Origin of the sequence: Alteromonas sp. M12, from assembly GCF_037478005.1 — a bacterium.
In the GTDB taxonomy this organism is placed as follows: domain Bacteria; phylum Pseudomonadota; class Gammaproteobacteria; order Enterobacterales; family Alteromonadaceae; genus Aliiglaciecola; species Aliiglaciecola lipolytica_A.
Genome location: NZ_CP144164.1, coordinates 4,882,954 through 4,896,247 on the forward strand (window position 1 = coordinate 4,882,954; position 13,294 = coordinate 4,896,247).

9 protein-coding genes are annotated in these 13,294 nt (G+C 41.8%); 4 read left to right on the plus strand and 5 right to left on the minus strand.

Features of this window, described 5'->3' with window-relative positions; all coding sequences use genetic code 11:
• Positions 1–10: 10 nt before the first annotated feature.
• The gene (locus VUI23_RS20990; protein ID WP_342805914.1) at positions 11–2,923 is read right to left on the minus strand and encodes a metallophosphoesterase; all 2,913 of its coding nucleotides are present in this window, start codon (positions 2,921–2,923) and stop codon (positions 11–13) included.
• A 346-nt stretch (positions 2,924–3,269) separates the two neighbouring features.
• On the opposite strand from VUI23_RS20990, the gene VUI23_RS20995 reads away from it, so the two are divergent.
• The 3 genes from VUI23_RS20995 to VUI23_RS21005 all read left to right on the plus strand — a co-directional run bounded on the left by VUI23_RS20995 (position 3,270) and on the right by VUI23_RS21005 (position 7,872).
• The gene (locus VUI23_RS20995) at positions 3,270–3,770 is read left to right on the plus strand and encodes an RNA polymerase sigma factor (protein WP_342805916.1); all 501 of its coding nucleotides are present in this window, start codon (positions 3,270–3,272) and stop codon (positions 3,768–3,770) included.
• An 84-nt stretch (positions 3,771–3,854) separates the two neighbouring features.
• The gene (locus tag VUI23_RS21000) at positions 3,855–4,856 is read left to right on the plus strand and encodes a FecR domain-containing protein (protein ID WP_342805918.1); all 1,002 of its coding nucleotides are present in this window, start codon (positions 3,855–3,857) and stop codon (positions 4,854–4,856) included.
• Positions 4,825–7,872 (plus strand): TonB-dependent receptor, encoded by a 3,048-nt coding sequence (locus VUI23_RS21005; protein ID WP_342805920.1) that lies wholly within the window; start codon positions 4,825–4,827, stop codon positions 7,870–7,872. The genes VUI23_RS21000 and VUI23_RS21005 overlap by 32 nt, the downstream gene beginning before the upstream one ends.
• A gap of 25 nt (positions 7,873–7,897) precedes the next feature.
• Here VUI23_RS21005 and VUI23_RS21010 read toward each other — a convergent pair whose 3' ends face one another.
• Together VUI23_RS21010 and VUI23_RS21015 are read right to left on the minus strand one after the other, a co-directional pair.
• The gene (locus VUI23_RS21010; protein ID WP_342805922.1) at positions 7,898–8,368 is read right to left on the minus strand and encodes a hypothetical protein; all 471 of its coding nucleotides are present in this window, start codon (positions 8,366–8,368) and stop codon (positions 7,898–7,900) included.
• 118 nt (positions 8,369–8,486) lie between these two features.
• Positions 8,487–11,108, minus strand: a complete 2,622-nt coding sequence (locus VUI23_RS21015) for an ATP-binding protein (RefSeq protein ID WP_342805924.1) — start codon at positions 11,106–11,108, stop codon at positions 8,487–8,489.
• Between the two features lie 300 nt (positions 11,109–11,408).
• On the opposite strand from VUI23_RS21015, the gene VUI23_RS21020 reads away from it, so the two are divergent.
• On the plus strand, positions 11,409–11,597 hold the full coding sequence (locus VUI23_RS21020; RefSeq protein WP_216047719.1) for a hypothetical protein: 189 nt from the start codon (positions 11,409–11,411) through the stop codon (positions 11,595–11,597).
• Between the two features lie 64 nt (positions 11,598–11,661).
• Here the strand turns inward: VUI23_RS21020 and VUI23_RS21025 are convergent, their stop codons facing one another.
• The gene (locus VUI23_RS21025; RefSeq protein ID WP_342805926.1) at positions 11,662–12,852 is read right to left on the minus strand and encodes an HD-GYP domain-containing protein; all 1,191 of its coding nucleotides are present in this window, start codon (positions 12,850–12,852) and stop codon (positions 11,662–11,664) included.
• A 99-nt stretch (positions 12,853–12,951) separates the two neighbouring features.
• On the minus strand, positions 12,952–13,293 hold the full coding sequence (locus VUI23_RS21030) for a methylated-DNA--[protein]-cysteine S-methyltransferase (protein ID WP_342805928.1): 342 nt from the start codon (positions 13,291–13,293) through the stop codon (positions 12,952–12,954).
• Position 13,294 lies beyond the last annotated feature (1 nt).

The following is a 13,294-nucleotide window of genomic DNA, read 5'->3' on the forward strand; positions in this document are numbered from 1 at the left end:
ATATTCAATCTTACTTTTCTATGACTGCAAATTTACCGTCGGTGTGCACAAATCCCCAGATTGTGTTGCTATCTTTAACATAGCCCCAGTAGCGTTGTTGGCAATTGGACACTTGGAAACCACCTTCTGGGTGTTGGTCTGTGATTCTGTAATAGGTAGAGTAATGGTCAGAATAACCACTCTCGATATAACATTCATCACTAAACGCGGGTACCCATGATTGAGTTGCTTCATCGAAACGGCCGATGGTTAAATCAGTCAAGGGGTATCCTTCAGGCGCGGTCATGACTAATGTCATGGCGTCAGCAAAATCTAAACCATCAGCTAGGTAACGGCCATTCCAGTTAGCGTCATTGCCACTGGGATTACCATTAGCAAGAGATGGGTTTAACGACGCTTCAATATCAGTACCTTTGATAAATATTCCATCACGTGTTGTGTGGGTTGGATTATTCACTTGCTCACCGTTTTGGTTAACATAGGTTAACGACGCAGACTCACCTTGCGCTAAAACACCTGCGTCTACATCGATGATAGGCGCAACTAGGTCACCATATTGGTTAAAGTACGAACCTTCTTGGGTTTGATTTCCGCTTAGGAATAACACATCCGATAGGGTAGTGGCATCTTCATCAACAAACCAACTCATGGAGAACAATTCACGAAGACGCTCAACTTCACCAACAGTTGCGGCATATGAGCTGTTATATGTAAGGTTGTAGCCATCAATGATGGTTGCTTGAGAACCAACATAGCCATCTTCTGTTTTCGCTTCAGAGTGAGCGTAGTAGTTTTGATCAGGTGCTACAACTCGTACGGTCGCATCTGTGGTGCGGGTATTTTCATCTAACACTTGCCACTCAACTTGGTCACATGTTTGTGTTGTGCTAGCGCCTGCTACCATGTAATCGCCAGAATAGGTGCACCAAGCGTTACTATCGTAATCATAATGCGCGCCCAAATTCATATCCACTTCAGTTAAGCTATGGTCTGCGTAATAGGCCTTAGTGGTAATTTGACGGCCATTCACTTCAACAAGTACAAATGAAATACCATTGCCAAGGTCAGAACTGACACTTGCGTATTTGGTACCTTCACTGTTGGTTAAATTCCCACCTGTAATAGTGTCGTAGAAGTTATTAATGAATAAGCCTGTTTCGTGATCATCGTGCATACCATAGAGATCTTCATAGGCCTTCCATGATGCGTTACCACCAATGATTTGAGTGAATCCATTGGCGGTATCTTTATCTTCTGATGTGGGATGAATCAAACTACGAGCATATTGGTGATCATGCCCTGCAATATAAGTAACTTGGTAATTGTTGAACAAGTTTAATATGTCCGCAGCCAATCCTGGTTCGGCTTCATCCTGCAATTGCAAGTAGCCCAATTGACCTATATCGTAACCATTCAAACTTGGCTCTTCTAGTTCTTCGTATGCGCTAGTTGCCGTCTCTAAAGCATTGTTATAAAACGCAATTTCTTCAGCAGACACATTGTTTGCAATGGCATTATCTAATGTTACTTGTGCCGCATCTTTAGCTTCTTGCAAAGCAATTCGGTCGGCTACATAGGCATCGTAAATTTCGACTTGATAAGTTTGTGGGCGTTTTTTAGTTGATAGCGGTTCATGTCCGAAAGCGACAATATGATCAACCTCTGCGGCATTGGCCGTTATGACTTCTTTTAACCATTCTCTTAAAATTGTCCACGTACCTCTATAGGCGCTGCTATACAGCTCTGCAAAGTAGAAATCTAAAGCAATAAACATGGTTTTATCTTCAACAAAATAATAAACCAAATCTTCTGCACCAGGAAAACCTACAGCTTTACCGTTATCTAAATGTTCACGAACTAACGAGCCTGTGTATGCTTGATACAGCTTATAACCTTGGTCAAAATCAACCTGCTCGTAACCTTCATAAGGGTTAATATCGTTGTAAACATTATTGACTGACTGACGTTCCCACTCTTGTTCGTTAGTGAACCACGCAGGCCAGTTTCTACCATTTACGATTTCGTGATTTCCACGTGCAGGGAAAACACTTACTCCAGCTTCTCTTAGTGGCCCTGCCACTTTTTCCATCCACTGCACATAGTCAGATTCAGCACGGTATTCGGTAATGTCGCCTGTGGCTAGAACCAAATCGACATTTAGCTCAATCATTTTATCGGTAACCGCTTCTACTAAAGGTAAAGGTAGCACTTTCCAGTCAGGACCAAAATCTTTACGATCTTCAGGTGCAACAACTATGGGCTCGCCGTCACTATCTACTTCGATATAGGGGTGAAAAGGGTCTTCAACGTTAACTAAGTAGCTAATACCATCTTCATCCCAATCATTGGCTTTAACCGCGTCATTCTGACTTTCAGTTCCAGCATCATAATAACCATCACCATTGTAATCGACGCCAACGTATTCTTTAATCGACAAGGTATTACCGTCTTTATCAACGTCAACATACAAAGACATATTGTCATCATCTCGGCCTTGGGTATCTGGAAAGATAGCAAAGCGTAAAACCTTATCTGCATCTTCAGGTAGGATGTTTGCACCTGTTGTGGCATTGCTGCCTAATACCGGAGCTTGTGCCGTTAACGCATCTAACGTTGTTTGCAGGGCTTCAATTTCAGCCTGCAAAGCAGCAATATCTTCATCTGTTGAGGCACTGTTAGATGCTTCTTGTAAGGTCACTAACTCTGCAGTCATAGCATCTATCTGTGCTTGCATCGCAACAACAGTCGCGTTCAAAGTGGCAACTTCCGCTTCATTCGCTGTGTCTATGTTGTTGAGTTCGGTTTGCAGTTGTGCGACTTGCGCTTGCAGTGCACTCACTTCAGCGTCATTGTCGTCGCCAATGTTACAGGCGCTAAGCACACTTACCGCGGCTAACGTTAGAGTGAAATGTTTCAATTTCATGGCTGTTTCCTCATTAATAAAAGTAATTTTCATGGCGAATATCAGGCTTCAAGTTGGCGATATCCATCAAGGTTCTCTGCGCATAAGACGGCGCTAAAATTAATAAGGGGACAGGGTTTTTTATATATTTTTTCAACGCCAATTTGTCACTAAATTGTCACAATAAAACCGTATTATCGCGCTCCCGCGTGGTTGTAATGCTGACTATTGATTGGCCTGACTAGCAAATTTTCACTGAGCAGTTTTGTCTTACTTTTAGATAAATTTCAAAGTGTTATTGGTGTCACCAAATATAGGGTTAGGATTGCCTCGTATTTCGACTTTATAAGTTCGAGCGAATACTCTTATGAAAAAAAACGATCCTTTCATTAAGCTGATGCCGAAAATCAGAACCTTTGTACACGCGCGAACACAAAACGCTGATGTGACCAATGACGTGCTGCAAGAAACCATGTTGCGAACGATTCGAAATAACCTAAAACAAGATTCAGAACAAAGGTTGAATAATCCACTGGCTTACTTAATTACAGTTGCTAAATCGGCTTTATTTGATCATTGGCGTACGGAAAAAAAACATCTAAGCCAATCTGATATGGTCGACGAGCATACACAAGGTCAGCGATTAGAAGATGATTTCATTAAACTCGAGCAAGTAAAAATATTGTCAAAGGTAATGGATGAGATGCCGCCCTTAAGACAGCAAGTATTTAGAATGCGCCGCCTAGAGGGGATGAGCAGAGAAGCAATTGCAACGGAGCTGGGGTTGTCGTTAGAGGCCGTAAAAAAACACATTAATCGTGCCATGGTAGATATTGCTTTATGCGCGGAAAAAAATGATTGGAAATGAGCATAAAAATTGTCACCTTTCCTAATGTTTAGACGTTTAATAAAGAAATTGATGCAAAATCATCTGGTACATTGAGAACAGTACATGAATAAACATACATTAGAGCAAGCCGCAGATTGGTTTGATCAACAAGACTCTCTTAACGCTGAACAAACTGTAGAATTTGAGCGCTGGTTAACCACGCCCAAAAATGCAGAGGCTTACCGCAAAATCAGTCAACTAATGCAATCAGCAGAACTGACTGCGGCAATGAATGTTAGTCTAAAACGTAGCACAGATGATAAAAACGCGGTCAGGGATAAGTCCCAGAATAACCACAAAGCCCATACTTTTAGTTTCTATCAATTCAATCCAACCAACATAGCTGCGAGCCTGTTCTGTATCGCGCTTATTAGCGCTTTTTTATTGTTTGTACAAAATACGCCCGATGATTCGTCGCCATTAGTCGCTGTACCTCACGCAGTATATCAACAGCAAATTCAAGCCCCTGTTGGTGCTCGCTCCTCTCAAGTTTTGCAAGATGGTACACAAGTTCACTTGAATGCGAATAGCCAACTAAATGTGCAGCAAACCAGTACGTCTCGATATGCGCTAATGGAGCAAGGGCAAATATATTTTGATGTTGCCAAAGATAAAAATCGTCCGTTTGTCATTGATGTGGGGGACATGCAAATACGTGTGTTAGGCACCTCATTTGATGTAGACCATACCAATGCTCGCACCTTGGTTACCGTTTATGAGGGGCGAGTGCAAATAAACGCAGATGACGTGTTCACTCTAACCAAAGGCGAACAACTTCTGCTCGAAAATGGACAAGCCAGTAGATTGCCATCCAAACAGCTACCTATGCTACCGGCTTGGCGCGGCGGTTGGCTGGAAGTCGAACAACAACCGCTGCAAGACGTAGTAACGCATATGCAACGTTACATTGAACAGCCTGTAGAAATTGCTTCTCAAGAACTGCTTGATCGCAAAATTAGCGGACGTTTCCCACTTGATAAGGCCAAACAGTCGTTAGCCCTAATTGCCAGCGCGCACCAATTCACTGTGACCTATGAAGCCGACAAAATCCTGCTTAGCAATTAGTAAAAACACCTTTATTCAATATGCATTCGGTTTTCTAAATGCTTTATTGTTATTGCTAGGATTTAGTTTCGCCATTAAAAGTAAATACAATAATCGGCAATACCGCCGTTATGCCCCGGTAAACGGGTTAATACTCAGTGTGTTTTTTTGTTTGCCCTCGGCCATGGCTAAAAACACCCAGTATTTGCAGACAAACACTGAAAAAAAACAATTTATTCAGATCCAAAACAGCTCGATTGAGGCGGCGATAAAACGCATCTCCTTAGTTTATCAAGTCCCATTTGTGATCAATGGCGTCGGCAATAACAGCGAAAATAAAGTAAATATCGAAGGCTTATATAGTCTTTCAGCCGCTCTAGAGAAAATGACCCGCCAAAGCCCATGGAAGTACGCTATCACCCCCCATGGCATTGAATTATCCCGAGCCGTAAAAAACCTCCCCAACACAGCAAAAAGCAACATCGATGAAATCATAGTAACGGGTCTGCGGGCTTCATTAGATAAAGCGAAACAGATAAAAACCCACACAGTGGCGGTGTCAGATGCTTTAGTATCTGACGATATGGCGAATTATCCCGACATTAACATGGCCGAGTCATTGCAAAGAATTCCAGGGGTGGTGATCACCAGAGAAGCAGGGGAAGGTCGTCAAGTCTCGCTTCGAGGAACTTCTCCTGATTTTACCTTAGTTACCATAAATGGCATGCCCGTGCTGGCAAACAACGATTCGCCGATGGACAGTCGTGTGCAAAAACAACATGATCGGTCATTAGATTTCAACGTGTTTTCATCTGAACTATTCAGTCAAGCGCAAGTGCTAAAATCCTATAGTGCAGAACAAACTACTGGGGGGCTAGCGGGTACGTTAGCACTGCAAACTAATCGTCCATTTGCGCAAAAAGGATTTCAATTTGTGCTCGCCCCACAACTTGGAAAGAACGAATATTCTGATAACACCGCGCCCCGTATAACAGGTTTAATCTCCAATACATGGGGTAATTGGGGGGCATTATTGTCCGCCTCTTATGGAAAAAGGTTCGTAGAGGAACGCGGTGCAAATACGATTAGATGGCGGGCAATCACACCTACCGGAATTTCACTAGACGCCTTAGCTCCCGAGGTACAACAAAGCTTCGCCAACAATGAAGTTATTATGCCGCGAGGCAATCGTTATTCGTTATGGCGAAGCGAACAACAACGGCGAGGGCTAAACTTGGCCTTGGAATACCAAGGTGAGAAGTCTTCAGCACGTTTAGACATTTTACACGCAGCGTTAGGGGCAACTAGAAATGAGTTTCACCTATATCCACGAGGCGATCAATCAACACCTATAATACCTGGCATAACCGAATTCGTTGATGCCCAGTTGAACGCCAATAATGAGCTAGTCTACAGTGCTTTTAACAATGCCAGAGTAGCAACGGAAAGCCGAGCCCAAGATACCAAAACAAGCTATAAACAAGCGGTATTTAACAGCGCATTTAACCTATCGGAAAAATGGTCATTGGCGTTACTGTTAGGATTCGAGAAATCTGACTTTGAAATTCCCACCAGCAATAAGATTTATACCCAAGGCATGTCAGATATTAGTATCGATTACCGCGCTGACCGATTTTTTGCGGATATTCAATATGCAAGTGATCTAACTCAGCGAGATCTTTGGGAAATGCGAGAAATTGATCTAGAAGAGTATTTTGCGACGACCCGCTACCAACACGGAAGAATAGCCTTAAAATATCAATTCACACCTAACCTGTTATGGCAATTTGGAGCTGAACACACGATCTTTGACACCCAAACATTATCTATATATCAAACTAATTTATTGTTAGATGCATGGTCAACAACAGCACAATCCTTACCCATGGAATATACCCAGCTAGTTGATTCTCATCCCAACGTTAGTTGGTTAGGCTTGCAAACCCACGATGCCATTCAGCACTTTGGAATTGATCCCTATTCACTAACGAATAATGTTGCTTTGATTGAACAGTTTGATGACGACTTAACAGAACAAAAATCATCTGCTTTTTTTACATTAAAGTGGCAATACAAGCAGTTTACAGTGGTGGCAGGCAGTCGTTACCAACAAGAAACAACAGATGTTGTGAATGAATTTTCCCGTCTTGAGCATAGCAACAAACATGTAAATTGGTTGCCCAGTGTGAATGTGGTTTGGCGACCATCGTTAAGCTATGGGGTTAGATTCAGTTTGTCTCGTAATTTAGCCAGTCCTTCACTTAGCGATTTGAAGGGCTATGCTGAATATGACCCTACCGACCAAGTTATGTATGCCTCCAATCCAGACTTGAAACCCTATGCCTCGACGAATATTGACGTCTCGTTAGAATGGGAAGCAAGAGATCACGTATCATTTTCAGTAACGCCTTTCTACAAATCGATTGATGATTTTATTGCACCACACGCAAGATCATTAACACTCGCTGAAACGGGACTAGAAAACAAATGGCAATCTAACAATCTATCTGACAGCTCTGTCATTACTCTGGTCACGAATCAAAATGCTGAGTCAGTTTCTCTATTGGGTTTTGAAACAATGCTGCGCTACGAGTGGTCGTATTTAACATCTAGATGGCAACATGTCGGCCTAATTGGCCACTTTAACTATACGGATGGAACGAAGAATTACTACAATAACGACGCTGAGTTTTTGTTTCAAAAGGCGTTACCTTATTTATCGAAAAAAACCGCTGCGGTAACATTATATTACGACGACAAAACCCTTAGTGGGCGGATTTCAGCGTCCTATCGAGACAATTATATCCATCAAGTCAATCCAATGACTTTACAAGACGAAGATGAAACTGGTTTTCATTCCACCTTATATATTGATGCGAGTTTTAGCTTGCAGTTGAATCAGCAGTGGCAATTCAGCTTAGAAGCACAAAACCTTACTAATCAACGAGAAGAGCAATACAGTGATTCGACCGATCGAGCGTACAACTCAACTACCAGCGGTCGTACGTTTTATGTGGGTTTATTATATAAATATTAATCTGTTTAGTTGCGAAAAAAATGGATTACAACAAACACCTTTGCTGCTTGTATTTGTTCTCGCTTGCCTGCCTAATTAAGCGTTTAATATTGGCTATTTTTGGCATAAAGCTCTCAATTTTTTGATATTCATCTCGATAGCTTATTCTGCCGAGTATGCCTTTTTTAGCAAATAGTTTTAGTTCTGGCTTTAGCTGCTCATTAATCGATTGGATGTCCGCTAGGGTTTTATTTTGTACCTCGACGCTTTGTTTTTTAAACTTACTGACAAAACATTGGCATAGATCGACACTTTCAGTTTTACTCACTTTTGAATCAAACAAGCCGATGAGCTCTTCACCGCTAATATCGTTTAGTACCTGAAATTGCGCCATGTAGTTTACGATGGAGTGTTCGGTTTTATCTCGACAACTTGCATAAAGCGTATCAACGGTTAGTTGTTTGCTGCATGCGGTCAGCAGAATAGTGGCTAGCAGTAAGAAAACGAGTACTTTCAAGTTACTTCCTTGTCTTTAGATTTGCGCTTGTTGGCTAAAAACGCGACTGAATTAGAGTATATCTAAACGCAAAGATTAACACTAATGCGTCAACTCTGTGAGATTAGCGAAACTATCCTTACCTTTTTTCGGCGCGTGTATCTCTCATCAATTCAATTAATTGCGTTAGGCTTGCGGTGGCATCTTCAGATTGTTGCTGAGTTAAATTATCTTCCACTTGTTTCGCTAATTCACTTATACGGTCGAATCCGTAGCTACCCGCAGAGCCTTTTAATTTATGCATAAGTTGCTGCACTTCATTCCAATTTTGCTGTTCAACAGCGCTTTGGATATCGCTAATTTTGGTCCCAAAGCTAGCTTTGTAGTCTTCAATTAATCGCTCAAACTCGCTGCTAGGCTGAGAGGTTTGGTGCTCTATTGGATTATGCGTATGCAAATCCATCAACTCACTTAATTTAGCGTAAAATGCCTCGGTCTTAATGGGTTTACCAAAGTGCCCTGTTGCCCCTGCCTGCATCACTTGTTTAATACTTTCGCTATCAACATTGGCGGTGAGCATCAAAATAGGACATTGAATACCCGAATTTAACAATCGCTGAGTGGTTTCTAAACCGTCCATCTCGGGCATTTGCATGTCCATTAATACCAACTCAAAGTTATGTCGTTTCGCAAGCTCTAGTGCCTCAATGCCGCTGCTTGCTAAACTAATTTTCACACCGGTTTTTCTGAGTAAATAGGCGACTAACTGTAAATTGTCTTGGTTATCATCCACACACAGAATATGTCCCGATAGGCGTGGTATTTTTAGGTCGTTGTGTTGGTACTGCTGGGCAATATCATCGGCTTCTTTTTGGGATGTTAGCATTGCCTTATTGCGGGCTTCAGACCAAGGTAAATAAACAGCGAACTGGCTACCTTCGCCTTCTTGAGAGGTGACTTTAATATGCCCCCCCATAATTTCAATCAGTTGTTTGCTGATATATAAACCGAGTCCTGTGCCTCCATATTTACGATTAATCGCAGAACTTCCTTGAGAAAAGGCGGTAAACAAGCGCAACTGTTGCTCTTCACTCATCCCCACGCCACTGTCAGACACGACAAAAATTAAACGTCGTTTATAACTATCAAAATAAACCTGCAACTCCACCTGGCCTTGGTCGGTGAATTTAATGGCGTTGTTGCACAAATTAAGCAATATTTGCTTCAATCGAGTGGGATCTGTATTGATATAATGGGGCAACGGGAAGTGCAGTTGCAAATTGAACTGCAAGCTTTTTTCTTCAGCAAAACGGCGCATGTAGGACTGCACTTCATTTAATAAACTGACGGTGCACGTATCGATATTTTGCAGGTGGATTTTGCCTGCCTCAATCTTAGATAAATCCAAAACATCATTAATAATATTTAACAGATATTGGCCGCTACTGTTTATCGCTCGCGTTGCTTGCTGTTTTTCCTGAACGCTTGCTTGGCTATCATCTAGTACTTGGGTATATCCAATAATGGAGTTCAACGGTGTGCGTATTTCGTGGCTGACATTGGCTAAGAACCGATTTTTAGCTTCATTGGCAGACTTCGCCAACTCCTGCTCTTTTTGCACAATTTCAATTTGATATTTGGCTTTATTGGTTTGCCTGATTTCTTCGGCCTGATCTTTTATCTTTTGTTCACGCTGCATAACAGCTTGCTGCATGTTGCCAAACTCCAGCGCCAATTCGCCAAGTTCACTTTTTTCGGATACCTGAATTGCATCACTGTATTTGCCGCTGGCGACCAATTTAGCCGCATCCAGCAGTCGACCTACGGGTCGAGTGATACTGCGCGCAATATAGTAGGAACCAATCACCGCTAACAATAAACCCACCGCGAAGAATGGCAGTAACTCGAGCATAAATTGTCGTAAGGTATTCAACCAAGTCTGAATGGAGTCTTGCAATACCACGACAAACTGTCGGCGATTATCTTCAAACAGCACAAATGGCAATAATACGGTGTCATGGGTGTCTACCGTTTGAAACTCGATAGCGCGGTTTTCGTCTGGCAACATTAGACTGGCGTTTCTTATAGCATCATTTAACAATTCGTCGTTATCAATAGTCGATAGCGGAAGCAGTGCTTGATTATCGCTGACAACAGTAAGGTTGATATCAAGAGAAATTAAACTTTTAATTCGCTCGAACAGGCTTAAGTTGAGCTTTTTACCCATGATTAACCAGCCAATCACGCCGGGAGCACGAATAGGCTCAGCGGAAACCAAAAACGGCTGCTCTCCCATCATAGTGATCCAAGCTTGGTGTTTTTGTTCGTCACTCAGTTCTTGGCCTAAGGCTTGGGCAACTTGACTGTCCTGCCCACCATACTGGGAAATAAGCTTAAACTTTTTATCTAACACTAGGGCAATATCTGCGTCTATGCGGCTCCCAAAGTTAAATAAAATAGTACGGATAGATTCCTCATCTTCTCCTTGTCCAATGGCACTGCGCAGTGCCCAGTCTTTGGAAACCGTTTCTACATTTAGATCAAGTTGCGATTTGGCATTCGCCAACTCGTTTAAAAATACATTGCGGCCCACGTTCAAACGAGACAAAAATTGACGTTCAGCCTGATTATAGGCAGCGTTGTATATACTCAGCAGAGTTAACGCGAACACCATGCTAAACAAACTAACCACCAGCACAAATATTTTAATTTGTAATGGAGTCCAGATTAAATGTTTGCGTCTGCCTAAAATTGGCTTCAAATTAAAACCTAATAATTTAATTAATGATTAAAAAAACCTGCATTGAGGTTAGCCAGGTTGTTTGATTCTTCTACGAGTAACTCTAACAGAGTGACCCGAACCTCAGTGCATAACTTTCATTGAATCAGATGTATATTTGACACTTTCTGTCAGACTTTTTGACAAGCGTCTAAAACACCTCCCCCACCAAAAACACTTAACCTTTTGTTTTTAAATAACATATCAAACATGGTTCGATTTATGCTGTATAAGAATAGTACAGTTTTTTTGATTGGTAACCCCAGAAGTATCAGGTGAAGTATGTCTTGTTTAACTCGTAAGTTGCAGCAAAATTTAACACGTTATGTCAAAAAGCACAGCGCTAACATTGCCGATAAGCCAGTGGAATGTGTAAAAGAAGAGTTAGTAGATAAGGGCCTGTGTCCGTCACACATCACCGACGACCAAATGCGCGAAATATTGCGTTGCGCTTATCAGTCGGGTAAATAGCCAGTAGCCAGCCAACCGCAAAAGGCATCTAAGTGCTAATACAATATGTATTTTGCACTAAATGCTAGATGGCTATATTTTCTTCAAAGTAACGATTAAAGTCGATGTCGAATTGGCTGGGCTTGACCCCCTTTTCAACCTTCATTTGGCTTTGGGTCAAGTCGATCTCTTTGATTGGTAAATAATTTCCAGTGCGGGCAGAATAAAAGATCTTCACAACAGGTTTCAATGGTGCCAATTCATTGCAACTGACCACCATACCCACTTGTTCGTTGTTTAGCTTCACTAGGCTGCCTACAGGGTAGACGCCAACACATTTAATAAACTTTTGCACTAAGGGCTGATCGTACATCACAGGTGAGTCAGCCAGTAATATTTTGAGGGCTTTTTGAGAAGACATGCCTGATTTGTAACAGCGATCGGCTGTTATCGCATCATAAGTGTCGACTATGGCTATCATGCGGCCATATAAGCTAATTTCATCCCCTCGTAAACCTTCCGGATACCCATAACCATCCAGCCGTTCGTGATGCTCTGACATGATTTTTATAATGTGTTCAGGTAATCCCATTTCTTCTAAGGTTTGAATCCCAAGAAAGACGTGATCGCGCATAATATTCATTTCTTGATCGGTAAGTCGGCCGGGCTTGTGCAGAATACTATCTGGTATTTTAATTTTACCAATATCGTGTAAAAAGCCGGCTAACGCGAGTTCTTGCACTTCAATTTCTTGTAAGCCAATAAATTGCGCAAAATTCGCAAGCAATATCGCCACGTTAAGGGAATGCTCCAACAGATAGCTGTCTTTTTCACGTATTTTAGTTAAACACATCAGCGCGTTGGGGTTACGATCGATAGAGCCAACAAGTTGTTCAGTAAATTCTCTAGGCAGTTTTAAATCAATTGGTAAGCCTTTGGCTACCAACTTAAACATCCTATTTTGAATTACTTTACCTTTGTCGTGTAATTGCTTAGCAACTGCAATTTCACTGTCAAAAGTAATATGTCCCCTGCGTTTAGTGGGCTCTTTTTGTTCTTCTGAGGTTTGATTATCTACGTCTGGTTCAGGCTCTGGAGTAAACTCTTTACTCGGATCAATAAGAAGTCGGATGATGCCTTTTTTTTTCAATTGGCTGACAATAGCGCGTTTAGTCACCTTTCCTTGGCTTTTGATTTTCATATTGCCACGCTGCTCAACAATAGCTTGAACGTACATGCCTGGCTTCAATTCATCAATTGAAATTTCTTTTAACACCGGCCGAAAACTCGTTGCTTAAAATAGATACACTTAAACATAAACCACACTGCTGTTTGGTACAAGAACATTTACATAATCTTTAAATTTATCAAGTATTTAGTAGTTCAATTTAAATAGCATTTCTGCTAAGTCAGGTTGCCATTGAAATACCTTCAGTTTCACTCTGTTATTAAATACTGCAACATTCTCTTGTTGTAATAACCCTGTTTGCAAATTGGATTGGTCACTTTGCGCCGGAAAAGCAATTTTACCGTCTGCTCGAAGTACTCGATGCCAAGGTACTTGCAGCGAATCAGGGGCATAACCTAACGCTTTACCAACTAAGCGAGCCCGTCCCGGTAAACCCGCTAAATCAGCGATTTGCCCATAACTGGCAACCTTGCCAATTGGAATCTGTAAAACCGTATTCCAAATTCGCTCATAGTGCTGCTGATTCACG